The sequence below is a fragment of the uncultured Vagococcus sp. genome, assembly GCF_963518325.1.
Taxonomy (GTDB): Bacteria; Bacillota; Bacilli; order Lactobacillales; family Vagococcaceae; genus Vagococcus_D.
This window is the reverse complement of sequence record NZ_CAUQJB010000004.1, coordinates 103,384-129,443: the sequence shown is the minus strand read 5'-3', so window position 1 is coordinate 129,443 and position 26,060 is coordinate 103,384. Positions and strand designations below refer to the sequence as shown.

General features: G+C 38.5%; 28 protein-coding genes. All 28 read left to right on the top strand.

The genetic code is table 11. The features are described 5' to 3' along the window. The first annotated feature begins 49 nt into the window (after positions 1–49). The 28 genes from RWN13_RS05390 to RWN13_RS05255 all read left to right on the top strand — a co-directional run bounded on the left by RWN13_RS05390 (position 50) and on the right by RWN13_RS05255 (position 25,244). Positions 50–952, top strand: a complete 903-nt coding sequence (locus tag RWN13_RS05390) for a flagellar hook-basal body complex protein (protein ID WP_314061254.1) — start codon at positions 50–52, stop codon at positions 950–952. A gap of 34 nt (positions 953–986) precedes the next feature. Then, positions 987–1,223, top strand: coding sequence for a flagellar FlbD family protein (locus tag RWN13_RS05385; protein WP_314061251.1), 237 nt, complete (start codon positions 987–989; stop codon positions 1,221–1,223). Between the two features lie 18 nt (positions 1,224–1,241). After that, positions 1,242–1,736: a flagellar basal body-associated FliL family protein gene (gene fliL, locus RWN13_RS05380; RefSeq protein WP_314061249.1), complete on the top strand. Its 495-nt coding sequence runs from the start codon at positions 1,242–1,244 to the stop codon at positions 1,734–1,736. A gap of 95 nt (positions 1,737–1,831) precedes the next feature. Continuing rightward, a complete protein-coding gene (locus RWN13_RS05375; protein ID WP_314061247.1) occupies positions 1,832–2,212 on the top strand; it encodes a flagellar biosynthesis protein FliZ in 381 nt (126 codons plus the stop codon). Next, a complete protein-coding gene (fliP, locus tag RWN13_RS05370) occupies positions 2,200–2,949 on the top strand; it encodes a flagellar type III secretion system pore protein FliP (RefSeq protein ID WP_314061244.1) in 750 nt (249 codons plus the stop codon). Before RWN13_RS05375 ends, fliP begins: the two co-directional genes overlap by 13 nt. Positions 2,950–3,005: 56 nt before the next feature. After that, positions 3,006–3,269, top strand: coding sequence for a flagellar biosynthesis protein FliQ (gene fliQ / locus RWN13_RS05365; protein ID WP_314061241.1), 264 nt, complete (start codon positions 3,006–3,008; stop codon positions 3,267–3,269). A gap of 134 nt (positions 3,270–3,403) precedes the next feature. Continuing rightward, positions 3,404–4,162: a flagellar biosynthetic protein FliR gene (gene fliR, locus RWN13_RS05360; protein ID WP_314061239.1), complete on the top strand. Its 759-nt coding sequence runs from the start codon at positions 3,404–3,406 to the stop codon at positions 4,160–4,162. A 10-nt stretch (positions 4,163–4,172) separates the two neighbouring features. Continuing rightward, positions 4,173–5,240 (top strand): flagellar biosynthesis protein FlhB, encoded by a 1,068-nt coding sequence (flhB, locus tag RWN13_RS05355; protein WP_314061238.1) that lies wholly within the window; start codon positions 4,173–4,175, stop codon positions 5,238–5,240. A gap of 387 nt (positions 5,241–5,627) precedes the next feature. Beyond that, entirely contained in the window at positions 5,628–7,712 is a 2,085-nt protein-coding gene (gene flhA / locus RWN13_RS05350) for a flagellar biosynthesis protein FlhA (RefSeq protein WP_314061235.1), read from the top strand. A gap of 43 nt (positions 7,713–7,755) precedes the next feature. Next, positions 7,756–8,466: a FliA/WhiG family RNA polymerase sigma factor gene (locus tag RWN13_RS05345; protein WP_314061233.1), complete on the top strand. Its 711-nt coding sequence runs from the start codon at positions 7,756–7,758 to the stop codon at positions 8,464–8,466. After that, positions 8,463–9,173 (top strand): flagellar hook-basal body complex protein, encoded by a 711-nt coding sequence (locus RWN13_RS05340; RefSeq protein WP_314061231.1) that lies wholly within the window; start codon positions 8,463–8,465, stop codon positions 9,171–9,173. The genes RWN13_RS05345 and RWN13_RS05340 overlap by 4 nt, the downstream gene beginning before the upstream one ends. 9 nt (positions 9,174–9,182) lie before the next feature. After that, positions 9,183–9,944: a flagellar hook-basal body protein gene (locus tag RWN13_RS05335; protein WP_314061229.1), complete on the top strand. Its 762-nt coding sequence runs from the start codon at positions 9,183–9,185 to the stop codon at positions 9,942–9,944. Between the two features lie 172 nt (positions 9,945–10,116). Next, positions 10,117–10,827: an ATP-binding cassette domain-containing protein gene (locus RWN13_RS05330; protein WP_314061227.1), complete on the top strand. Its 711-nt coding sequence runs from the start codon at positions 10,117–10,119 to the stop codon at positions 10,825–10,827. A gap of 131 nt (positions 10,828–10,958) precedes the next feature. Then, positions 10,959–13,022, top strand: coding sequence for a methyl-accepting chemotaxis protein (locus tag RWN13_RS05325; RefSeq protein ID WP_314061225.1), 2,064 nt, complete (start codon positions 10,959–10,961; stop codon positions 13,020–13,022). Between the two features lie 93 nt (positions 13,023–13,115). Then, positions 13,116–13,607 carry a chemotaxis protein CheW gene (locus RWN13_RS05320; RefSeq protein WP_314061224.1) on the top strand — a complete coding sequence of 164 codons (492 nt, stop codon included), beginning with the start codon at positions 13,116–13,118 and terminating at the stop codon, positions 13,605–13,607. Beyond that, complete coding sequence (locus RWN13_RS05315; protein WP_314061223.1) at positions 13,607–14,083, top strand: chemotaxis protein CheD; 477 nt, start codon at positions 13,607–13,609, stop codon at positions 14,081–14,083. Before RWN13_RS05320 ends, RWN13_RS05315 begins: the two co-directional genes overlap by 1 nt. Positions 14,084–14,106: 23 nt before the next feature. Continuing rightward, the gene (locus RWN13_RS05310; RefSeq protein ID WP_314061221.1) at positions 14,107–15,123 is read left to right on the top strand and encodes a chemotaxis response regulator protein-glutamate methylesterase; all 1,017 of its coding nucleotides are present in this window, start codon (positions 14,107–14,109) and stop codon (positions 15,121–15,123) included. Then, positions 15,114–15,884: a protein-glutamate O-methyltransferase CheR gene (locus RWN13_RS05305; RefSeq protein WP_314061218.1), complete on the top strand. Its 771-nt coding sequence runs from the start codon at positions 15,114–15,116 to the stop codon at positions 15,882–15,884. Before RWN13_RS05310 ends, RWN13_RS05305 begins: the two co-directional genes overlap by 10 nt. Positions 15,885–15,904: 20 nt before the next feature. Further along, positions 15,905–17,902, top strand: a complete 1,998-nt coding sequence (locus RWN13_RS05300) for a chemotaxis protein CheA (protein ID WP_314061216.1) — start codon at positions 15,905–15,907, stop codon at positions 17,900–17,902. Then, positions 17,895–18,491: a chemotaxis protein CheC gene (locus RWN13_RS05295; protein WP_314061213.1), complete on the top strand. Its 597-nt coding sequence runs from the start codon at positions 17,895–17,897 to the stop codon at positions 18,489–18,491. Before RWN13_RS05300 ends, RWN13_RS05295 begins: the two co-directional genes overlap by 8 nt. Before the next feature lie 11 nt (positions 18,492–18,502). Further along, positions 18,503–18,865, top strand: coding sequence for a response regulator (locus RWN13_RS05290; protein ID WP_314061211.1), 363 nt, complete (start codon positions 18,503–18,505; stop codon positions 18,863–18,865). Positions 18,866–18,903: 38 nt separating this feature from the next. Continuing rightward, positions 18,904–19,314: a chemotaxis protein CheW gene (locus RWN13_RS05285; protein ID WP_314061208.1), complete on the top strand. Its 411-nt coding sequence runs from the start codon at positions 18,904–18,906 to the stop codon at positions 19,312–19,314. Then, complete coding sequence (fliM, locus tag RWN13_RS05280; RefSeq protein WP_314061206.1) at positions 19,311–20,309, top strand: flagellar motor switch protein FliM; 999 nt, start codon at positions 19,311–19,313, stop codon at positions 20,307–20,309. Before RWN13_RS05285 ends, fliM begins: the two co-directional genes overlap by 4 nt. Next, complete coding sequence (gene fliY / locus RWN13_RS05275) at positions 20,309–21,352, top strand: flagellar motor switch phosphatase FliY (protein ID WP_314061204.1); 1,044 nt, start codon at positions 20,309–20,311, stop codon at positions 21,350–21,352. The genes fliM and fliY overlap by 1 nt, the downstream gene beginning before the upstream one ends. Positions 21,353–22,062: 710 nt before the next feature. Next, positions 22,063–22,335: a flagellar biosynthesis anti-sigma factor FlgM gene (gene flgM / locus RWN13_RS05270; protein WP_314061202.1), complete on the top strand. Its 273-nt coding sequence runs from the start codon at positions 22,063–22,065 to the stop codon at positions 22,333–22,335. Positions 22,336–22,339: 4 nt separating this feature from the next. After that, the gene (locus RWN13_RS05265; protein ID WP_314061199.1) at positions 22,340–22,702 is read left to right on the top strand and encodes a flagellar protein FlgN; all 363 of its coding nucleotides are present in this window, start codon (positions 22,340–22,342) and stop codon (positions 22,700–22,702) included. 65 nt (positions 22,703–22,767) lie between these two features. Then, complete coding sequence (gene flgK / locus RWN13_RS05260; protein ID WP_314061197.1) at positions 22,768–24,282, top strand: flagellar hook-associated protein FlgK; 1,515 nt, start codon at positions 22,768–22,770, stop codon at positions 24,280–24,282. Positions 24,283–24,284: 2 nt separating this feature from the next. After that, a complete protein-coding gene (locus tag RWN13_RS05255) occupies positions 24,285–25,244 on the top strand; it encodes a flagellin (RefSeq protein WP_314061195.1) in 960 nt (319 codons plus the stop codon). Positions 25,245–26,060: the final 816 nt, after the last annotated feature.

The following is a 26,060-nucleotide window of genomic DNA, read 5'->3' as shown; positions in this document are numbered from 1 at the left end:
CGGAAGCAGAACAAGCCATCACTAGAAAAGGCAAAATGGGAGGAAAAAAATGCTTAAGTCACTTTATTCAGGAGTTAGTGGGATGAAAAGCCTGCAAACAAAGATGGATGTTGTATCAAATAATATTGCCAACGTTAATACGGTTGGGTTTAAGGCTGGGAGGGTTCGGTTTCAGGATTTAATGAGTCAAACAACGGCGAACGCTCAAGGACCAACGGCTAATGGTATGGGTGGGGTTAATGCTCGTCAAGTTGGTCTTGGGGTTAAAGTTGGTTCAATTGATACGATGATGGAAAATGGTACACCGCAACCAACGGGACGTGCCTTGGATTTTGCTTTAGATGGCAGTGGCTTCTTTATTTTACAAAAAGGTGGTGATGACCAGACGAAGTATTACACTCGTGATGGCGGTTTTGTTCTAGATAATAACGGAACGTTAACCAATGCCGATGGTTATAAAGTTATGGGCCGTGGAACAGTGGGTGGGAACCCCTTAGAGAATAACAAAGACTTTGATCCAAAAACTGATTTAACTGGTACCGATCAAATTGGTCCCATTGAAATCAAGAATAAAATGACTGTTAACGGTAAAGAACTTGATTTAGTTAATTACAGCATAGATTCGACTGGACTTGTGACTGGGAAATACAGCGATGATAATTCTTATGTTATTGGCCAGATTTCAGTAGCAACTTTTTCCAATGCAGATGGTTTGGAAAAAATGGGTGGCAATAATTATACCCAAACAGCTAATTCAGGTGAACCAATGATTGTTACTGCTGGTACAGAAGGATCAGGTAAATTAGTGCAAGGGTCTTTGGAAGGTTCTAATGTAGATTTGGCAAATGAATTTACTGAGATGATTATCGCCAGTCGTGCTTACCAAGCAAACTCAAGAAGTATTTCTACGTCAGATGAAATGTTACAAGAATTAATTAACTTAAAACGATAATTAAGTAAAAAAGTTGAAAAAGGGAGCGGTTGAGATGATTCAATTAACAACAATGAACCAGCAGTTTTTTTTCTTAAATAGCGCTCTGATTTACCGAATGGAAGCATCTCCTGATACGGTGATTACCTTAGTCGATGGCAAAACGTTAATGGTGCGTGAAAGTCCAGAGTTAGTGGCAGATTTAGTCTTACAATTCCAACAAGCTGTGCACACGAAAGAGCCGAAAGAGTTAATCGCTAAAGAGAATCAGGGAGAAGACAAGAGTAACTGAAAGGTGAGGTGTAGGTAAATGGATGAAAAAGTCGATGAGCAGGGAAAAACTAAAAAAGCCAATAAAACGATTTTACTGGTAATAGTGATCCTGATTATTGCTGTTGGCGGTGGTGCCGCGGGAACCTTTATCGGTAACTACTTCTCGAGCAAAGTCCAGGGAAAAGAAGTGCCAGAAGAAGTGGATCAAAAGTTTAGTGAGCATGAAGTATCAGTTCCTTTAGATGAATTTTTAGTCAACTTAGCCAAAAGTAAAAATAATGAGATGCCTTATATTAAGGTCCAGTTATCACTGATGGTATCCAGTGAAAAAAATGCCGAAGTCATTGCAACTAGTAAAGATTTAATTCGCGACAGCATTATCAATACCTTGCGTCAAAAAGAAGCAGAAAGTATTTTACATGAAAAAAATGGGGTTGACAATTTGAAACAGGAAATTAAAGAGCAGGTTAATAAAGATTATGGCTCTGCATTAGTTCGTGAAGTCTTTATTACGAATCTGGTCATACAGTAAGATGGAGCAAAGCAACGAATTCGCTTCCGCTCTGTCCAGTAAAGGCTTACTCAATTATGCGAGTTAGGGCCTGACAGTCAAGGGGTGACGACGAAATGAGTGGTTTTATTTATTTATTAAAAAGTATTTTCTTTCTCTTTGCCATTATTTTACTAGCGAATTACGTCTTGAAGTATTTAAATCGTTATGTAACAAAAAATGGGAGAATAATTAAGATTATTGAAAAAATGCCGATAAATAAAGACTCGTCTCTTAGTATTGTCTGTATCTGCGGCAGTTACTACTTGATGAGTTTTACACAAGATAAAAATGAGATTATTAGAGAGTTGAGTGAAGTAGAGGCCCGAGACATTCAGGTAAGACAGGCAGAGGAAGTGGCACGTCAATCTGAAAAAGTTAGCCAATATCAACAAATTGGCCATCGGCTGTTGGCTTTAGTGAAAGGACCAGGAAAGAGGAAAAAATGGCGAAGCTAATCTTAAGAGTACTTTTTTTGCTGGTGGGGTCCTTTGGTTGGAGTCAGCAGGTTCTGGCGGTAGATGTAGATGAAATTACGCAGACAGTCACTAAGTTAGCTGGTAATAACGGTAGCCCAGATACGATTAAGATGTTTGTCTTAATGACAGTCTTAACTCTGATTCCGACTTTGCTAATCTTAACGACGTCTTTTACCCGAATTATTATGGTCTTGTCATTTGTCCGAAGTTCACTTGGAACTCAGCAAACACCACCTAATCAGGTATTGATTGGCATCGCCTTGTTTTTGACTTTCTTTATTATGCAACCTGTATACACAGAGATTAATAATGTGGCCATCCAACCTTTAATGAAGGATGAAATCAGTCAATCTCAAGCTATTGGTCTTGCGGAGAAACCGATGAAAACTTTTATGTTAAAGGAGACTAGGGAAAAAGATTTGGAACTATTTTTGAAAAATTCAGGTAAAGATCAAGTTAAAGATGCACAGGCGTTGCCGTTAACTGTGGTGATTCCAGCCTTTCTAATTAGTGAACTACGAACAGCGTTTAGTATAGGTTTTTTAATTTTTATTCCTTTTTTGATTATTGATATGGCTGTTTCAAGTATTCTCATGTCCATGGGAATGTTCATGCTGTCGCCAGTGATGATTTCACTGCCATTTAAATTACTGTTGTTTGTTTTGGTTGATGGTTGGTATCTCGTGGTAGAATCACTAGTTAGAGGGTTTCACTAGCCTAGATGGTATCAGTTCCATACCGGTCAAATCAAGTGTTACAAGAGGGGAAAAAGATGACGGTACAAGTAGTGTTAGATGTAATTGGCGAAGCCTTTTTAAAAATTATTATGATCGCCGGACCAGTATTAGGAGTTGCGATGGTTGTTGGTTTGTTAGTTAGTATTTTACAGGCGACCACTCAAATTCAGGAACAAACGTTGAGTTTTGTTCCTAAATTAATTGCGGTGTTTTTAACCTTGATTTTTGTGGGGAATTTTATGTTAAATACGCTGGTAGAGTTTACAAAGTCGATTTTTAAATTAATCTCCACCTTATAATTATTTAATTGGTTTTATGTTCCATGTTACATCCTTAGAACAGCTCATTTGAGTGAAACACCCATCTTTCTCAGAAATGAGTCAGTCATTGGTGATGTTGACGTAATGAGATCGCTTTTCAAGAAGGTGTTAGAGTGTCAGAGAAATTGATTGACTTATTATTGATTTTTAGTCGGATTACGGCATTTATAGTTGTCTCACCGGGTTTTTCGTTTAAAAGTATGCCTACTGTGGCTAAGGTCATGTTGGCGATTGCCTTTACGATGTCTGTGAGTGGTATGAGTGAGCAGCAGGTAGTTGTTGCAAACCTGTATGTGCTGTTTTTTTATGTGATTCGTGAGGTTTTGGTTGGATTGGCAATGGGGTTTGTGACGCAGTTGATTTTTACGGGAATTGAAATTGCCGGTCAGTTAATAGATTTCCAAGTTGGGTTTTCTATGGGATCGATTTTCGATCCAGCTACAGGGGTTCATGCGTCTAACTATGGCCGTCTTTATTATTGGTTAGCATTAAGTATTTTCTTTTTCACCGATATGCACCATGTGGTGATTCAAGGGTTGCTTGATTCTTTTCAGTTAGTCCCCATTGGGACAGCTTCGATGTCTGGAATCAGTGTCGAGGGTGTTGTTCATTTATTTTCGGAGGTTTTTCGAATAGGACTGGTTCTAGGAGCACCTATGATCATTGTGGCTTTAATTGCTGATATCGTATTGGGAATTATTTCCCGTAGTGTGCCCCAAATTAATGTTTTGATGTTAGGTATGCCATTGAAAATTTTAGTTAGTTTCTTTTTTATGATGTTGTTATTGCCAAATGCAGTCCAATCAATTACTCATGTTATGCCGAAAATCGGTGAGTATTTGCACGGATTTGTTGAATCTCTTATAAAGTGAGGTGAGGTGAGTGGCGGATAAAGATGGAAAGACAGAAAAACCGACTCCTAAGCGTCTGCGTGATGCTAGGCAAAAAGGGGAATTGACCAAAAGTCCTGAGCTGACATCAGCGGTAACCTTTGCGGTTTTTGCGACCTTGATTCTCCCTTTGTGGGAGTTTGTCACCAAGCAGTGTTTTAGGCTCTTAGAGAGCCATTTTTCCAAAGGTTACGACGTGGCTAACCTAGAAAATAATTTAGGCGCAATTGGTTTTCAAAGTGTTTTGGCATTTATGGTGATGATAGGGCCGTTTTTGACTTTGGGGTTCCTAAGTGCTTGGATTGTCAGTCTTGGTCAAGTTGGCTTTTTGCTAACAGGCAAACCATTAAGACCAGATTTTAAGCGACTTAATCCTATTAGCGGTTTTAAAAATATTTTTAGCTCCAAGGCCATGTTTGGTCTTGTTAAAAATCTCTGTAAATTAGTGCTGATCTTTTATTTGACCTTGAATGAGATTAAAACGGTTGTGGCCGATTTTTTGAATATTGGTAATTATGGTGTTGAACGATTATTGCCCTTTGTCTTAGAATTTATTCGCAAATTGAGTTTAAAAATAGCGTTTGTTTTATGCGTTCTAGGTATTATTGACTACATTTATCAACGTTTCATGTTTCGCAAAAACTTGCGGATGTCCAAGCAGGATATTAAAGACGAGTACAAAGAACAGGAAGGTGATCCTCATGTGAAATCACAGCGCAGAGGGATGTACCAGCAAATGGTCGGTGGCATGATGAATAACGTCAAGGATGCCACGGTCGTGTTAACCAATCCAACTCATTTAGCAATTGCTATTCGATATGATAAAAGCCGTGATGGTGCGCCAATAGTCATTGCGAAAGGCGCCGACTTTTTAGCTCAAAAGATTCGGGAAGAAGCCAAGAGTCAGCGAATTCCGCTAATTGAAAATAAACCGGTGGCACGAGCAATATATAAATCTACTAATGTAGGAGAACCGATTCCCATTGAGATGTACGAAACGATGGCCGAAGTTCTAGCTTTGGTCTATCAGATAAATGAGGCTAATAAAGGTAAAATATAAGGCTTTTATATCTAACTAAATGAGAAAATAGCTTGTTTAACTGTGCCTAATAGAATCGATATAAATACATCCCGTATTATCATTTGAGCATATAGTTTCGCTAGATTATCAACATAATCATGAGCAAAAAGTGGTACTTTCAGCTGAACATAAGCTGAAAGTTTAACGGTTGATCGTGATTTTTTAACAGGAACTTTATAGTTATTTAATCGGTCATTTACCAGGGATTGTTAACGAGAGAAAGTTTGTAAAAATAATCAAAAGTATGGTTTCAATTATGATTAACTTAATCGTCAGTCAAGCACGGATTTTACGATATTTGGCTGGTAGTTTCATATTGGAACATTAGTTTGTCGAAACCTTACAGTTGACATAAAGAGGGGTAACATGGGAAGTATTTTTTCAAAAAACAAAGCAAGTACGATTAATTATTCAGATGTTATCATCTCATTTATCGTCGTTGCGGTGATAGGGTTAATCATCATCCCTTTACCTAGTAGTATTTTAGATTTTTTGTTAATTATTAATATCACTATTGGAATCAATGTTCTACTTATTACGTTGTTTACAAAAAATGTTTTGGAATTTTCTACCTTTCCCACCTTATTGTTGATTACGACGATGTTTCGGTTAGGATTGAACATTTCCTCTACTCGTTTGGTCTTAACAAAAGGATCAGCGGGACATGTGATTGACGCTTTTGCCAATGTTGTAGCGGGGAATAATTACATCGTAGGTGCTGTTATTTTTGTGATTATTACAATTGTTCAAATTGTCGTGGTAACCAATGGAGCCAGTCGCGTTTCAGAAGTCTCAGCTCGCTTTACATTAGATGCGATGCCAGGGAAGCAGATGGCCATTGATGCCGATTTAAATGCAGGTATTATTAGTGAAGAAGATGCCAAAAAAAGGCGGAAAGATCTTCAACGAGAAGCTAGTTTTTTTGGAGCCATGGATGGTGCGAGTAAATTCGTTAAAGGTGATGCCATTGCGGGCATTATCATCACCTTGATTAACTTAATAGGCGGTATTTTAATATTTTCAATGGGGCAGGGGATGGGTGTCGTTGAAGCTTTGGATAAATTTGGTAAGCTATCGATTGGGGATGGCTTGGTCAGCCAAATTCCGTCCTTGTTAATCTCGGTGTCATCGGGGATTATTGTCACCCGTTCAGATGATAACAATACCTTTGGAGATGCTATTAAAGCTGATTTGTTCCGCAGTCCAATGATTTCCTATATTGTGGCCATAGTCTTAGTCATTATTTCTATGGTTCCAGGTTTCCCAAAATTACCTTTTTTTATTGTGGCAGCTGTTTTTGCCACGATTGGTTACCGCATGAAGGCTCAAGAGAAAAATGAAGAGCAGCGGTTAATGGAACAACGTCAGGCGTTAACCTTGTTACAAAAAGAGAAAGAACTGGAAGAAGATGACAGTGTATCGTCATTTCAAGTTGAGCCCATTTCGATTGAAATCGGTTATGCCTTGATATCGATGACCGACGACAGTTTAGATAACAGCTTAATGAAACAAATTATCAATATTCGGAAGCAATGTGCTCATGAATTAGGGGTACTTTTAACGCCAATCCGGATTCGTGATAATTTGCAACTCAATCCCAATGATTATTGTATTAAAATTAAGGGGAATGAAGTGGGAAGAGGGGATATCTACCCTCAAAAATACATGATTATTAATCCTGAGAATGAGCAGCTGTCCTTTAAGGGGATTGCCACGAAAGAGCCGGCTTTTGGATTAGATGCTATGTGGATTGATGAACAGGATCGGGAGTTAGCAGATTTGCAGGGGGCCACATTAGTTGAGCCTGTGACAGTGATTGCCACTCACCTAAAAGAAGTAATCTACAGCAATACAGCCGAGCTTTTAGGTCGCCAGGAGGTCAAACATTTACTGGAAGGTATTAAGGATAAATATAATGTGGTGATTGATGAATTGATTCCGGAAATTATGCGGTTAGGAGAGGTTCAAAAAGTCCTGCAAAATTTACTGAAGGAACAAATTCCCATTAATGATTTAGTCACGATTTTGGAAACATTAGCCGATTTTGGAACAACAACAAAAGATTCCGAAGTCCTAACGGAACATGTTCGCCAATCGTTGAAACGGACCATCGTCAAACAATATTTAGCAGATGATAATACGCTGCGAGTCATTACGTTGCATCCCGAAGTGGAAGAATTGGTGTCAAAAAGTATTCAAAAAACAACTACTGGTTCCATTCCAATATTAAAACCAGAGGTTATCACACAAATATTTGATAGTTTAAGTCACGCTCATCATCAGTTAGTTGGAGAGAATGTGACTCATGTTATTTTAGCATCACCCAATATGCGCCTAATATTTAGAAAGTTAATTTCTTACAATTTTCCGGACTTGGGTGTTTTGTCCCTCAATGAGATTCCTAATGAAGTGGCAATTGAAACTGTGGGAATGGTCTCTTTAGCAGAATAGAGGCGAACAAAGGTAATGAATAGAAGATGGAGGGGCTAGAGTCGTGTATGAAATAGATTATGAACAGGAGATCGTAAAATATTTACCTTTTGTAGAACGGGTAGTTAGCCGAATTGATATTAAAAACCGTGAGTACGATAAAGATGACTTATTTAATATTGGGGTCATTGGGCTGATGGATGCTTTAAAGAAGTTTGATGTGACCAAGAAAGTCCCTTTTGAAAGTTATGCTTATATTCGTATTCGGGGTGCTATTATTGATGAAGTTCGCAAAACTTCACGAGTGTCTCGGACCCGGATGACTAATTTGGATGAGTTTTACCGAGGAAAAGAAGTCGTTGAAAAAAGAAAGATGGCAGCTGCTACTGATCAGGAAATTTGTGATGAATTAGGGATAAATAGTAAGCAATTGTCAAAAATTCATGAAACAGTTCACTATTTAGCTAATATCTCTTTAGAAGATACCATCTTTAATAATCAAGGCGAAGTTCTTGAATTAAAAGATGTGATTGAAGATGATCAAATGATCCCTTTTGACGAATTACTGCTTGATGAAGAACGGAAAGGAGCCCTCAGTGAAGCAGTTAAGCAATTAGCTGAGCGAGAGCAAATTATTTTGAATTTGTATTATGTGGAAGAACTAACATTGAAAGAAATAGCTGAAATATTGGAAATTTCCATCCCTCGAGTGTCTCAGCTTCACGGTAAAATTTTACTTAAACTAAAAGAATTGATTGAAGGTGAATTAGCATGATTAGAAGTATGGATACCATTCAGCGCAATTTGAATATTCTCCAAAAAAAGCAGGAAAATATTAGTGCCAATGTGGCTAATATAAATACTTATGGTTATAAGGCTCAACAGTTGAATCAAACGACCACGCCAGCTGTCCAAATGTTTAACCATTTAAATGGCCCTAATTTAGACCAGCGCAATGAGATTGGTGATTTTGTTTTTGGTAATCAATTAGATGGTGTTAGTAAAAACATGGATCAAGGTGGAATGAAAGCAACTAGTCGGGAAACTGATTTTGGCTTAATGGGTGATGGTTATTTTAATGTTCGCCTTGCCAATGGCCAAACAGCCTATACTCGCAATGGTAATTTTACATTAAACGAAGCCAATCAATTGATAACGCAGGAAGGTTATTTGGTATTAGGACAGAATGGCCAAGGCATTACAGCTGACCAGCTAAAGAATCAACCGGCCTTTCAATTAACTCGTTTCAATGATCCAAAGGATTTAACAAGTCAAGGTCAAACAGTTTTTACAGGTGTTAATGGTCAAGTGGATAATCAAACCGTGGTTCAAGCTAGCTATCTGGAAAGCTCAAATGTCGACATGGTTGAAGAGATGACGCGGCTAATCGAGACCGCTCGTCAATTTGAGACCAATCAAAAAGCCTTGCATGCATCTGATGAGACTCTGCGTCGTGCGGCAAACGAACTTGGAAAGGTCTAGGAGGAAAAGATGAATCAGTCATTATCAATTAGTTTAACCGGATTAAAAGGATTACAACACAATTTGGATACAGTCTCTAACAATGTAGCTAATGTCAATACATCAGGTTATAAAAAGACAGAATCGGTCTTTCAGGAATTACTGTTAAATGATGTGACAGGATCGGTGGACTTAAGTCCTAACGCGACGAACGTCGGTATTAATCGTGGTGTCAAGGTTAGTCAGAGTAGTCTCAACGTCTCTCAAGGAGGACTTGTGTCTGGGAGAGGTCCTTATGATTTAGCCATTGCGGGTCAAGGTTTTTTTGGTGTCAGGGGAGCGGATAATCAATTAGTTTTAACGCGCGATGGTGGGTTTCGTCCCGATCAGAATGGAATCTTGCGCAATAGTGGCGGCGATCGATTGGAAGTGGCATATACAGTTCCTCAAGGACAATGGCCAGCGGGATCACCGTCGATTCGCGAAAATGGGACAATCTTTGTGGGCGCTCAAGAAGTAGGCAAAGTTCTTTTATTTAATGTAGATAATCCTAGCCAATTAAAAGTTTTGGGTCAAAATAAGTTTGGAATTAATGGTGGGGTTCTGCAAAATTCCCAGACCAATCCTGAGGGGGTTGGTACAATAAAACAAGGCTATTTGGAAAGTTCCAATGTGGATTTAGCAGAGTCAATGACTGACATGATTGTGACTCAGCGGGCTTATTCAATGAATGCTAAGGTACTACAATCGACAGATGAAATGATGCAGCGGATTAATGAATTTAAACAATAAGAGGAAGTGTCGCTTGTTGCATATAGTGGACCGTAAATATTATGCAAGTATCCAGCCAATTATTGAGGCAATCAATTTTTCTATTAATTAGATAGCTCCTGTTAAATAATCCAGTGGGTCTATCTGTTCGAATTATTTTACATGATGGAGTCAGTTAGAAAGTTGTGGAGAGATGATTACGTTAACGAATGTGTTTAAAAAATACAGTAATGGTACATGGGCTTTAAAGGGAATTTCATGCAGTATTAGTCAAGGAGAATTTATTTATCTTGTTGGTCCAAGTGGCGCAGGGAAGACTACGTTAATTAAAATATTAACTTGTGAAGAACGCTTGACTAAAGGGGCTGTGCAAATCGGTAATGCTAATTTGTTCAATCTTCAGGAACAGCGGATTCCCTTGTTAAGACGCCAGTTGGGCATCGTTCCCCAAGAAGTGCTGTTGCTAGATAACTTAAGTGTCTACAAAAATATTCTCTACAGTTTGCAAGCAGTTGAGGCAAATCGTAGAAGTATCAAACAAAAAGCTTTGGACGCTTTGGAGCTTGTAGGGATGTTGGCTTACAAGGATACCTTGCCTGCCGACCTATCACAAGGTCAGCAGCAAAAGGTTGTGATTGCGCGTGCGATTGCTAATCGACCGAAAATTGTTATTGCAGACGAACCGACAGGTAGCTTGGATGCGAAGTCCTCTATCGAGATCATGCGGATATTTTATCAATTAAATCAGTTGGGAACTACCATTATGATGGCCACTCATAACAGTACGATTGTTAATACGATACGTTACCGAGTGCTGGAAATAAAAAATGGGGAAATCGTTCGCGATCAAGCCGCAGGCAATTATGGGTTACCTTCTGACGAACGAGATGTTTTCATCATTTAAAGACTTTACTTTGTCGACAAATGGCTGGTTCAAGGTTGCGAAAAAAAATATAAAATTAACACTTTAACTTTTGTCTAAAAATAGCCGATAAACTCAGAGAAAGAATAATTTAGTTTAAAGGAGTTTTTTGGATGGAGAAGAAGAGAAAAAAAAGAACTAAATCTCTGGGACCACTGATTGTGACATTTTTAATCGCAATTGGTTTAATTCCAGTGATTATTGTTCTATTACTTAATTTGCGTATTATGACGACAATGATAGGCAGTCGCATAAGTATTGAGGAAAAAAATAGCACCGAACGGATAGCGGATCGCTTAGATGGCATTCAGTTAGGTGTTGAGAATATCATGGCAACTGTTATGGTTCAACCCGAGGTATTAAATCCGGTGACAAACTTTACTGAACAAGAGAACTTACGACGGGTTTTAGCTTTGGTGAAGGATGCGGATGTCAACATTGAAGACATTTATTATGTACCACAAGGTAGTACATTGATTTCAAGTGTGCGTATGGATGATACTGAGAGCAAGTTTTTAACTAGACCTTGGTATAAAGCGGCTTTGGCTACACCGGGGAAAATGGCTTGGAGTGAGCCAATCGCTGATCGCAACACAGGACGAATTGTCATGACTTTATCGACGACTGTTGATAAAAATGGCAAACAAGTTGGGGTCATTGGCGTCGATGTCAACTTTGCTGAGATTGGTCGAATCATTGAAAAAACTAAAGTAGGAAATACTGGCCGGATGGTTTTGGCAACTAAGGATGGCTTAGTTCTTGGCTCAGGAATTGAGAAAGAAATTGGCACTTCTTTAGCTAAGTCAGCCTATTTTAAAAAAATGACAGGTGAAGAAGGCCATGTTAAAACTAACACCGGCCAATCATATTACTCTAAAACAAAAACTGACTTAGTGACATTTGCAGGTGTTCAGAAGCAAGAGTTAAACAACGAGCGTAATTCATTTATAAAAGCAGCGGCAGTCGTGGTTGTAGGCTGGGGCATTATTGGTTCACTGATTGCCCTTATGTTATCGCGGGTTATCATTCAAGCTGCAAGAGTATTGGTCAACTCCTTTAAACGGGCAAGTGAAGGGGATTTAACAGCAAAAATCACCAATATTCGTGCGATAGATGGTGATCAGACAAAAACTGACAGACATCCGTGGATTCAAAAAATAGTTGGTACAGGTGACATCAAGGAAGATGGAACTGAAGTTGATCAGATTGCCAATGCTTACAATGATATGTTGACAGGCTTTGCTGGTTTAGTACAAGGTATTCAGGAAGAGAGTACTAACATTGCTGAAATGTCCGTATCTTTAGCTGATATTTCGAAACAAACAAGCTCAGCAACGGAAGAAGTGTCTGAAACCATTACAGGTATCGCACAAGCTACTAGTTCTCAAGCGGTGGACGCCGAACGGACGGTGACAGAGATGAATCAATTAGGAGAAGTGATTGAAGTGATTCATCAAAGTGCAGTTGATATGAATAGCGATGCTAAAAAAGCCACTGAGATTAACATGCGTAATTCTGAGTTAATGTTCCATGTTCATGAAAGTTGGGAAATTGAGCGAGAGAAATTAGGGACATTAGTGACGAATATGAGTAGTATGAATGCTGATATTCAAAATATTAATAAAATTATTCAAGTGATTACTAATATTTCGTCACAAACGAATTTATTGGCTTTGAATGCTTCTATTGAAGCGGCTCGTGCAGGTGAAGCGGGTAAAGGATTTGCTGTAGTAGCTGAAGAAGTTCGCAAATTAGCGGAACAAAGTTCGGCTTCAACTAAAGATATTGAAGGTATTATCGAAGAAATTCAACACAAGTCAAGTGGCATGGTTGGCCAAGTGACGGATTCTTATGAAGGTGGCGAGAAACAAACTCGAGCGATTAACGATGCCATTGATTCAGCCAATAAAGTATCAGATAAGTTTGAACAATTGATTCAAGAAATTCAAGCAGTCGACATGTTAAGTCAAGAAGTGAAAAAACAAAAAGATGGCGTCTTGTTCTCTGTTGAAAATATTTCTGCTTCTACTCAAGAAAATTCTGCGGGTACCGAAGAAGTTTCTGCTAATGCAGAAGAGATTTTGGCAACGATGGAAGAATTTTCCACGAATATCAGCGAACTGGAAAAAATCGCTGAATTGTTACGTTTCCAAGCAAATGCTTTTAAAACGAAGTAACGATGAGTGCTGTTGTAATCAGGTAGATAGGCCTTGAAATTAGGGGATATCGACCTGATTATGTTAACGGATGTAGATAGATGGAGGAAATAGATGGAAAAACAAATTGTTTTTGCAAGCCATAAGCAACGTTTTAGTCTGCCAATTGAGAAAATAGAAAAGATTATTCAATGGGAGCCACCGATCCCAGTACCTGAAACGGCAAAATTTGTTTTAGGTATGATTCAATACAACGGACAAGTGTTGCCAATCATTGATTTAGGATGGCGCTTATACGATGAGCCGACTAGTATTAATGAGATGGCTAAACTCATCGTGGTTCAGTGGCAAGCCCAATTAATCGGTTTGTTAGTAGAATTGATTACGGGTATCGAAGATTTTGATGTGGTTCAATTTGAATGTGTGGACAGTGATTTAACCATCGATAAAGCTTACATTGATAGTTTTATTAAAACCAATCACGACATTATCATTCAATTGGAAATGGAAACCTTATTTGCTGACAATATCATGTTGGACAAACTCAACCAAGAAATCGAAGGGCCTCAATGTGATGAACTAACAGAAGACGTGGCGGCTGAGTGATGCAAGAAATTAAGGTTGGAATTTCAGACTATAAAATCAGTGAAGCACCAAATAAATTGATGACCTTGGGATTAGGGTCTTGCATTGCCATTGCCATTTACGATGAAAGGCAGCAAATAGGCGGTCTAAGTCACATCATGTTGCCTGACAGTCAACTCTTTAAAGGTCGTCCGGAAATAAAAAAAGAAAAATTTGCAGATCTGGCTGTCCCTTTAATGGTATCAAAGATTAAAGCCAAGTGTCCGCGAGCACGCTTAGTCGCTAAATTTGCAGGTGGTGCCAGTATGTTTAACTTTGAAAATAACCGCAATATTGGTGAACGCAATGTGGAAGCAGTGGAAGCTATTTTAAATGAGTTGAACATTCCTATTTTAGCCAGTCATACAGGTGGCAATATGGGGCGCTCATTTTTTGTTGACTTAAGTTCATTAGCCGTAACTGTTAAAATGGTCAATCGAGAGATAATTGACTTATAACGTGATTGAGAAAGGGGATAGCCATGACCATTAATGTTTTAGTAGTGGATGATTCAGCTTTTATGCGGAAGATTATCGCCGACCAAATTAAATTTCTTAATGGTATTGAGGTTTGTGGCATCGCCCGCAGTGGTGATGATGCGCTACGGGTGATTCCTAAATACAAACCAGATGTCATTACATTGGATATTGAAATGCCCGGACTAAATGGCTTGGATACACTCAAGTTAATAAAAAAAGAATTTGGAATACCTGTCATTATGTTGAGCTCTCATGCAGGTGAAGATATTACCATCGAAGCTTTGGAACTTGGTGCTATGGACTTCATTGAGAAGCCGCAAAACCTCGTTAAGATTGAAACTGATTTTGCTGATGAATTAGGTCGCAAGCTAAATTCAATTGCTGAAAGTGTTTCGACGCCTGTATCCCAAAAAAATCAAGTTAAAACTACTCGTCAATTTCCTAATCGGATTAAAGGGATTGTCATTGGTGCTTCTACTGGTGGGCCTCGTGCCTTAATGAATTTGATCCGGCAGATTCCAGCCGAGCTTAAAATTCCGATTTTTGTTGTTCAACATATGCCAGCTGGTTTTACGCAGTCGTTTGCTAAACGATTAGATCAAGAGGCAGCGGTTAAAGTAGTGGAGGCGGCAGATGGGATGATTATTACCGGAGGGACGGTTTATTTAGCACCAGGAGATTTCCACCTAAGACTAATAGGTAATCAAATTAGGTTGTCAAGGGAAGAGAAGATCCACGGTGTTCGACCGGCTGTTGATTATTTGTTTGAGTCCGCAGCTCAGATCTATCGTCAGGAATTAGTTGGGATTATTCTGACAGGGATGGGCAATGATGGTACCGATGGAATGGCTGATATTAAAGAAACGGGCGGTTATACCATCGCTCAGGATCAAGCTAGCTCAGTGGTTTTTGGCATGCCAAGGCGGGCAATTGAGGCAAACGTCGTAAACGAAGTAGCAAGCTTAAATGAAATTGGGGAACGACTAAATTGGATGATAAAGGTGAAACAATGGACGTAAACTTTGCTGAATTTTATCAGTGGGTACTAGTTAATTTGGGAATTGACTTGCATGCCTATAAAGAAAAGCAGTTACAGCGACGAATACTCAGTGTCATGCGCAATGCAGGGGCCGAAACGTTGGCAGATTACACCAAGTTGATTAGTACTCAACCAGAGACTAAAAGTGAGTTCTTGGACTATATAACCATTAATGTCACGGAATTTTTCCGTAATCCTGATTTATTTAAGACATTTGAAAAAGAATTGGTTCAGCAAGCATCGCAGTTTGGTCGCTTGAAAATTTGGAGTGCCGCCTGCTCTGTTGGAGCTGAGCCATACAGCATTGCTATATTAGCCCATAAGCATCAGTTGAAACTCAAAGAAGGGATTTTAGCGACGGACATTGATGAGCCAATTTTAGGGAAAGCCAAAGCTGGGGTTTATAAAGAAAGTGAATTAAAAAATGTCACAGCAGCGGATCGCCTTGCCTATTTTAAAGAAGAGGAAGGGCTTCATCATTTAACCCCTCAAATCAAAGAAAGAGTTCGTTTTAAGAAACACGATTTACTTCAGAGTCCTTTTGAAAAGGAGTTTCACGCGATTGTTTGCCGTAATGTGACTATTTATTTTAAAAATGATGCGAGAGATGAGTTGTATCGTAAATTTCATGATGCTTTAGTACCTGGGGGTCTATTCTTTACTGGTGCGACGGAGACAATTAATAATCCAGAAGCGATTGGCTTTAAAAAAATATCCACATTTATTTACCAAAAACAATAAAAAGAGATGAGGTGAGTTAATTGGATGATAACAGTAAATACCGCGACCTCTTTTTTGAGGAAACAGATGAACATTTAGAAAATTTGAACGCTAGCGTTCTTGATTTAGAAAACAACCCAAGTAGTGAGCTGTTGGACAGCATTTTTCGTTCAGCCCATACATTAAAGGGAATGGCGGCTACAATGGGTTATGACACCATGGCGAAGCTGACTCACAGGATGGAAAATTTGTTCCAGCTATTTAAAAATGGGACACTGGCTATTAATGCTGACACGATTAGCCTGATTTTTGATTGTTTGGATAAATTAGCGGAAATTGTGGAAGCTTTAAGAGAAGACGTCTCCATAGATGAACAGATGATTGCTGAACTGATCCAACGTTTAACAGCCGCAGAGGGTGGAGAATTGGTAGAGGTCAGTGTTCGTTCAAAGAAAGACTTTAGGTTGCAATTTGAGCACCTGTCTGATTCAGATCGTGAAATTGCTGCAGAGGCTATTGCCCGTGGCTATTTTGCCTATGGCATTGCTGTGAAATTGGAAGCTGAATGTACGTTGAAAGGGCCGCGGGTTTTCCTAATTATGGATAAATTGGAACACCATGGCGAAGTTATACATACAGAACCAACTGCAGAACTACTGGAAAATGGCGAATTCGACCAAATTTTTATGATGCTTTATATCAGTCAGGAACTCACTGATAAAGTGGAATCAATGATTTTAAGTAACAGCGAAATCGAAGCAGTGATTGTCACTAGTATTAGTTTAGATGAGATTGAACAATTAGGGATGGAATCAAGGGTAGTTGAAGTAGCAGTCGAAGAGACAAAGACAACTGAGGCCAAAAAAGTCGTTAAAAATGATCATGGTAACCAATCGATTCGTGTTGAATTAAGTAAACTAGATTCCTTTATGAATTTGGTCTCTGAATTAGTTGTGTACCGTACGCGTTTGGAAAATTTGAGTGCCCAAACCAACGGGACTGAAATTAAAGAACCTCTTGAACAGGTGGCACGGATTACTTCAGAACTACAGGATCTCGTTCTAAAAATTAGAATGCAGCAAGTCAGTGTGGTGATGAATCGATTTCCTCGTGTTGTGAGAGATTTAGCCCGAGATTTGAATAAAGAAATCGATATTCAAATTGAAGGAGAGGACACTGAACTGGATCGAACGGTCGTCTCTGAATTAAGTGAACCATTAATACATTTAATTCGTAACTCGGCAGATCACGGAATCGAAACAGCTGATCGCCGCCGCGAACTAGGAAAACCATCTGTAGGCATGATTAAATTGACAGCCTATCAACAAGGGAATCGCGTGGTGATGACCGTCTCTGATGATGGCAAAGGCTTAAACCCTGAGTTGATTTCTGAAAGTGCCGAACGCAAAGGGGTGAGTACGGCTGGATTAAGTGAAAAAGAACTATTAAATTTAATTTTTCATCCGGGTTTTTCTACAGCTAAAGAAGTGACTAATGTATCGGGGCGTGGGGTTGGAATGGATGTGGTCCATTCTAAAATTTCCAGTCTTGGAGGGACCATAGAGCTGACTAGTGAAGTGGATAAAGGAACTACTTTTACCATTAATTTGCCTTTAACCTTGTCGATTATTCAATCGTTGGTAGTTAAAGTAGGGTCAGAAACCTTTGCCTTGCCTTTAGGGGTAATCGAAAAAGTCATTGAAATAGCACCTGAAGAAATTGTGCAAGTTCATCATCAGGAAATCTATCTTTATAGAGGAGAAGCAACACCAGTTATTCGAGTTAATCAAGCCTTGGCGATTCCTTCTAAAGAAGACAATCAATGGCCTCATCTGATTATGGTCTTATTGGGTAAGCAGTATTATGCTTTGTTGGTTGATGAACTGATCGGTCAACAAGAAATTGTCATAAAAAAACTGGGTCGTGAACTAAAAGAAATTAACAAATATTTAGGTGCAACGATTCAAGGGAACGGTGACATTACCCTAATTTTAGATATAAATGCTCTTTGCCAAGAAGTGGGTGGTGTCTATGGATAAGGGGTTTACTGAGATGCAACTGGATGTCTTAAAAGAGTTGATAAATATTGGAGGTGGCCATGCGGCTACCAGTATTTCCCAATTAATTGAAAAGCCTGTTAACATGTTAGTGCCGGTGATTGAAATCATGGATTATCAAGAACTTTACGCTAAGATAATGGCAGAAGACCAAATTGTGTATGCTGTTATGAGTCAAATCTATGGCGATGCGGGTGGTGTCTTTTTATTCGCATTATCCAGCGATTCTACAGAAGCGATTACGGATATGATGATGCCGGAATCAGTGGAAAAAACAGACTTGCTAAAAGAATCGGCAACAAAAGAACTGGTGAATATCATCGTTAATTCTTTTTTGAATGCCACGAGTAAAGTGTTGGATGTTAATTTAGTGTCTTCCGTGCCGTTGTTAACCATTGATATGTTTGGTGCGGTCATCAGTAGTCTGTATATGGCATTTGATCAATACGATGAACAAGTGATGATAATAAAAAATGAATTTTTCTACTTAGGCGATAAAATGGAAGCTTCTTTATATTTTATTCCCAAAGAGGGCGTCTTGGAGAAATTATTCAAATCTATTGGTGTGTAGGAGAGAAAAAAATGGGAAAAAAAGTATTAATAGTTGATGATGCAGTATTTATGAGAATGAAATTACGTGATATTTTAGAAAAAAATGGATATGAGGTTGTTGATGAAGCCGCCAATGGTTTGGAAGCTATTGAGAAGTACAAAGGTGCTAATCCTGATCTAGTAACAATGGATATCACCATGCCAGAGATGGATGGCGTGGAAGCTTTAAAGCAAATTAAAGCCTTCGATGCAAATGCAAAAGTGTTGATGTGTAGTGCCATGGGGCAACAGGCGATGGTCATGGACGCTATTCGGGCAGGTGCAGTTGATTTTATCGTCAAACCGTTTGACAGCGATCGGGTCATTAAAGCCTTGGATAAAGTCAGTCTATAGAGAGAATAAGGGGCGAGCCCCTGAATTAGGAGGAGCCTATGCAACTGATTGTCTTTACAAAACAAGAAAAATATTATGGCATTCGTACAGAAAATGTCGGTGAGATCATTAAAAATACGGAATATTTTAACGTGCCCAAATCACCTGATTGGGTAGAAGGTTTGATTAATCTACGCGGCACGATTGTCACTTTAGTCAATTTTTCAAAATTTTTAAATGAACCGGACAGTGACACACATCATAATATCATTATCATTACGAATAAGGATGAGAAACTTGGGATTTTAGTTGAGGGAATTGTCGGTGTTTATACCATTGACGAGGATGATATCCAAGTCTTGGAACAGGGCCGTGATGCCAACATTGACGGCCTAGTACCAATTGATGACAAGCTGGCAAACATTATCAACATCATGACCATATTCTCTGAAAATGAGGGATCAATTTGAAACAAGTCTTAACCCAACAAGAAATTGATACACTGTTGAATGCCATGAGCAATGGGGAAATTGACGACGAACTATTAATGGAAGAAAAAGAAGTGCCACAAGCCAAAGCCTATGATTTTAGACGACCAACAAAATTATCAAAGGAGTACGTTAATACTCTTTTTATGATTTTTGAGGATTTCTCAAAGTATGCGGGCAACCAATTGAGCACCCAAATTCGAACTAATGTCAGTTTGAAGTTAGCCTCGATAGAGCAAATCAGTTACGACGAATTTGTTCATTCGATTCCCAAGTTTACACTGTTGGGACTTTTTCATTCAACTCCCTTAAGTGGCATTCAAATGGTCGAAATCAATCCCCAGCTGTGTATGTTAATTGTCGAGTTGCTATGTGGTGGAACGGAAGCTCAAGTCAGTTTAGGGGAAGAAGGCAGCAAGAAAAGTTTTACTGACATAGAGATGTCAATCTTGGAAGAAATTTTAAAAACCTTTGTCAATGCTTTTGAACATGCATGGCAGGATATTACTGAAATTGAAAGTAAATTGGATAGTTTAGATACAAATCCACAATTATTGCAAAATATGTCACCTAATGAACCGGTAGTATTAGTGACATTTACAGTGACGATTTTTAAAAAGAATACCTTCATTAACTTATGCGTGCCTTACGTCTTTTTTGAAGGTATCGTTGATAAATTGAGTTTTAGAAATTGGTTTGACGATGCTAAAGGGTTTAATCAAGTAGACAACCAGCATTTACGTAAAAATATCGAAACTGTTGATTTAGCAATGGAAACATTACTTGGAAAAACTACCATGACTCTCTCTGATTTTTCGCAACTTGAAGTAGGGGATATGATTAGCTTAGATCAAAAAATATCTGAGCCCTTAGAAATGTATATTGAAAAAAATTTGTTTGGGATGGTTAAACCTGGCCAGCAAGATGAGCATTTAGCAGTTGAGATATTAGAGTTTTCGGAAGGAGATGGGGAATAATGAGTGGCAGTTTAACCCAAGCAGAAATTGATGCATTAATGAATACAGATCAAGAAGAGGTTGTGGAAGAGTTATTTGATCAGACGATTACTGATATTATCGGTGAAGTCGGCAATATTTCAATGTCGCAAGCGGCTACAACCTTATCGTCGATATTAAATCGACGAGTACTAATCACTACTCCGCGGGTGACTTATGTCAAATTTCAGCAAATTTTAGATGAACTGGTGACTCCTAAGGTATCCACCGTGGTGGAATTTAAAGAGAGTTTAGAAGGCAGTAACCTATTGCTCTTGAATGTGGAAGACGCTATTATCATTGCTGATTTGATGATTGGTGGTGATGGTACGACAACCAATACTGAATTTACAGAGCTAGAATTAAGTGCAGTTGGTGAAGCCATGAACCAAATGATTGGCTCAGCGTCTACTTCTATGGCAACCATGATTGGTAAAAAAGTTGATATTTTACCGCCAGATGTCAATTTGTGGAACGATCAGAAGCAAGTGGCTTATAAAGGGCTAGATGCCGAGACAACTGTTTGCAAAATTTCTTTTGATTTGTCAGTTGAAGGCGTTATTGAAAGTGAAATTATGCAGATTTATACCCAACAGATGGTTCAAGAGATTTCAGATATGATGCTGGCTGATACTGGGGAGGTGTTGGAAAATCGCCACCAATCTGAGCCAACTGCAGTTGAAACGCCATCTAAGCCTGAGAAGAAAGTAGCGATTCAAACACCGGAATTTCAGCCCTTGGAAAATAAAAAAATCGAGTCGACTATTGATAATTTGGATTTAATTATGGATGTTCCTTTGGACTTTAGTGTCGTACTGGGAAATAGCCGTAAATCTATTAAAGAAATATTGTCATTAGGCGTTGGGTCAGTGGTGGAGCTAGATAAATTAACAGATGAACCACTAGAAGTTTATGTCAATGGTAAACTGATTGCTCACGGTGAAGTGGTTGTCATCAATGAAAATTTTGGTGTACGAATTACAAATATTTTATCTCAAAAACAGCGATTAACAAACTTACATTAATGAGTTGACTAAGTGTTATGGAACAGCTTGTTTCAGCTTCAATCCATGTCTTGTATAATCATATCCGACTGTTTCGCAACTATACACATCTTGTTAAATAATCAAACATAGAGTTCCATTGGATAATTCCCATAATCAGACCTCAAGAGTGATGCTTTCAGCTTTTCTCAGCTGAAAGTTTAACCTCAAGGCTTGACGCTTCACTGCGATGACCCTTGTCTTTACGCATTAAAATGCTCGAACAGCGGACATCGAAGAGCGCAAAGCGATTGATGAGATCGAACAAAGTGTAGTGATTATTTAATAGGGACTATATAGCTGATAATGAAGGCAGTTGTGCTACAGTTTACATGGAGTTATTTCGATTATTAAACGACTATATATTTCCGAATTACGATACGGGATGTATATCGTTTTTATTTTGCCCAATTTTTTTCTAAATTACTCCAATTGACTGATTTTTTGAGATGAGTCGGTCAATCAAAATAGATTAAATGAGTATAACGAGCCTAGCATTCTCCGTACACGATGAGCTATTTTGTTTGTGTTAATCCACTATGGTAAGCTTTGATGAATGGCACCTACCAATTTCTTTTGAAAAGTCTAACTTAGCCCTTAAAAATGAGAAAATACAGCCGATAATTATTATATAAGAAGAAGGATTGGTTGAGAGTGCTAAGCCAAAATTAACCAAGAGGGAGCGAGTTATCATGAAAATAGGTAATGAATATAACCCATATCTAGACCATCATCAATCTGTCAGCCATCATCATGATGTCAAGGAAGTGACTAGTCAAAAAGCTGATTCAGTTAAATTTGATATCTCAGCAACAAGTCAACACATCCGGTCTAAAGAGTTAGGCGAAACGAAGAATGAACGTGTGGCAGAAATTAAACAGGCCATTAATCAAGGGTCATATAAAGTGTCGACTGAAGAATTAAGCAATAAGTTATTTGATACGTTAAAACAACAAAGGAAGTAAGCCAGTGGAGCAAGATAGACAATTACAACAACTATTAAGAAAATTTATCAGCTTGTTAAAGAAGGAAAAAAAAGCGTTGATCAAAAACGATGATCAGCAAGTTAGTCGAATAGTCAAAGAGAAGGAAGCATTTGTGGAACTTCTGGCTGCTTTTGAACCGACAGAAAATTCAGACGTGAGAGTGTTAGTTTTAAACATCCGCGATTTACAAGAAGATAATTTGTTACTGACGGAGCAGGCTTTAAGTTATCACGATACCTTTCTTTCAGCTGTGACTCAAGGCTTAAAGAAAACTAATGCTACCTATTCCCGCTATGGAAATTTAAGTGGGCAAGAGGATGTCAGTCTAATTAATCAGTCTTTTTAGGTGCAAGTTAATAATAGAAGTTGTAAGGTGAACGAAGCTGATAAAACGTTAAGAGGTGAAAGATTTTGGTAGGATTATTTGGGACATTAGGGACAGCCAATAAGGGCTTAAACGCCCAACAAAAAGCATTAGAAACTACAGGACATAACATTGCCAATGCCAATACTCCGGGGTACTCTCGCCAGCGTGTCAACATGCAGGCAGATAGACCTTATAACGTTACAGGCATTGGTCAAGTAGGAACTGGCGTCAAAATTAACTCAATTATTCGCGTAGTCGATGATTTTGTTATAGGCAATATTCGCACAGAAAATTCAGCATATAATTATTATTCCCAAAAAGCCGATGTTTTGGGACAACTGGAAACGATTTTTAATGAGACTCCTTTTAGTAAGGGGTTATCGTCTAATTTGGCCACTTATTTTGATGCTTGGTCCAAGTTGGGAACCAATCCGGAACTGGATAATGCCAAAACAATCGTCTTGGAAAACGGAAACATTTTAACTGATACGATTAATCATATGGCAAAACAAATGGATGATTTGTCTAAAAATTCGTTGTCTAACCTAGAAAAAAGTACCTTAGATTTTAATGGCAAGTTGCAACAGTTGGACACTCTTAATCGTCAGATATATAAAGTATCCAATGATGGCAGTACGCCCAATGATCTGTTGGATCAACGGGATGCCGTTTTAGAAAGTTTATCTGATTTTACCAAGCTAGAGACATCCTTTGATCAATATGGTCGCGTTTCTGTCAAAATAGGCGGGGAAGAGGTCCTGACTCACAACAGCTTGAAAACAATTAGTGTGGTCGTTGGGAAAGATGCTGATGGTAAAGCGTTAGTTTCGAATGGTGGTGACTCATTAAAACCTCGGGAGGTTGTCGACCAACCTCTGGAAGTAGGTCAAATCCTGATTTCTGATAATGGAACGACTTATAAAGAGGTGGAAATGACCTCTGGTTCTGCTAAAGGCTTACAGGAAGCAGTCGGCGAATTAAAGCAACGGATGTCTGAACTTAACAATTTTGCCTTGGGATTAGTAAAATCGGTTAATATGGTTCATTCCGATAACGGCAAAGGGATTAATTTCTTTGAATTAGGACCAGATGAGAATTATGCCTTAAATATTAAGGTCAATCAGGACATCAAAAAAGATCCAAGTAAGATTAATACGGGTCAGGATTTAACCAACCATGAAGTTGGTGATGGTTCGCGAGCAACAGCCATGGCTAAACTGAAGGATGTGCGGTTAAAGTACCCAGTTGATTTAGCAGGAAAATACGATCAAGAGACGATGACCATTAAAAGTGAAGAAGGTGGTTTAACCTTTTTAGGCGCTTTCGTCGATATTGTCACGAAAAATGGTATCTCCAAGCAGCAAGCGGATAACACTGTGGCATCACAAGATTATTTATTAAGTCAACTGGAACAACGACGTGACTCCATATCAGGTGTTAACATCAATGAAGAAGTTTCTGATGTTATGCGTTTTCAACGAGCTTTCCAGGCTAATTCTAGAGTGATTTCGGTCATTTCAGAAATGCTTGATACATTAATTAATCGAACTGGGGTGTAGAGATGAGAGTTTCCAATTACACAACGTACCGGGAATTTAACCGTAATATGACAATCAATCAAAATCGGTTGCAAAAGTATCAAAACCAATTAAATTCATTGACAGAATACAGTAAGTCTTCAGATAATCCTCTTATGTTTGCTAAGATTATCAATATCAATGATTCCATTGCCCAAAATAAGAATTATAATTCAACGATTGGTGATTCAATGGCCTGGGGGAAAACCCAGGATTCAGCTTTAGCTAGTGCCACAGATTCCATGCATAGAATACGCCAGTTAATTGAGTCAAGTGCAACGGGGACTCAAGGGAAAGAAGAAATGATGGCGAATAAAAATGAAATCATTTCCGAAATAGAAGGGATTGTTGATTCGCTAAACACTAACTTTGATGGTCGTTACATTTTTGGTGGAAAGAATACTAAAACGCCACCCTATGAAATCCTTAAAGACAAAGATGGCAATATTACTGAAATAAAGTACCATGGAACCAAAGATCAAATAGCGGCTGACGGTAGTGTAATAGTGAAAGACGGCAATTTAAGCCGAGAAATCGCCACAGGTGTTTCAGTTGATTTAATTAGTGATGGCCGTTTATTTATGAACGAGGAAGGCACTGAGGCTAATCCTGAAAATCTCAGCACGTTTTTCAAAGATATCATGACAGCCATTAACAGTGATGATAAAGAGGCCTTGTCAGGTAAATTGTTAGCTAAAATTGATGTTCATACGGAAAATTTTGTTAATGTTCGATCACGCATCGGAACGGTAACCAATCGTTTTGAAGCAGCGAAAGAGCGAAACGAAAGTGAAAACATCAATTTAAAAGAAGTGTTGTCGGAAAAGCAAGACGTTGACGTGATTCAAAAATATATGGAGTATTCTAATCAAATGCTTGCTTATCAAGCTTCTCTATCAATGGGGACGAAGATAATGCAAATAAGTATTCTTGATTATATGTAATGAGGCAGAGTTGTATCGATAACGGTGTTGTCGTGAAATAAACGTTTTAGCTTAACAGAGGGATGCTAGGTTCGTTTTATTTATTTAGTTTGTTGGTATTAAAAGCATTTAAAGCCTGTCATAAATTGACGTCTTTAAGTGTTTTTTGCTATATAGAAATGTCTGTACTCCGTCTGAAAACATGAAAAAATAGATGATTAAACTTCCTAATCAATAATGAAGACATAAAAAAAGGAAAAATGGTGAAGAGTATTTTTTCACCAACAATTGGGAGGCAAAACTAATTGTGAAAACTTAGTTCTGATGCAAGCTTACGTATACTGGTGATGAAAGAAGTGACAAAATAGGTGTAAATGATTCCTTTTGTGGCGGATGCTATTATGTGAAATTACTTCTGTATACTAGTAAAGGTCGGTTTTTACCTCTCTTGTTCGCTAGGTGAATCAGAAGAATGGCCTATGTATCAAGAAAGATTATTGAAGCCGTTCATGGGAACGGCCCCCAAAAATTCGGGAAAGTGATTATCAAGTAAAGTAAAAGTATTAAGCGACGAGATACATGCGAGAAAGGGTAGTGAAAATTGAGAAAAAAGACTACGGGGATAAGCAAGAAAAAGGAACCAAGGGATTATGAAAAGACTCGTTTCCCAATTAGGACGCTGTCAATTCAAGTGTAATTAATGTGGAGAACAAGAAGGTATTCTGCTATCAGTGGTGAGGTTGATGGATAAAATAGATGAGGGAGACGTGATCTAGCTACTGACGTTTGCGTATAATAAATACGGTGGATAGCTTTTCGTAACATCTATCTGTTAGA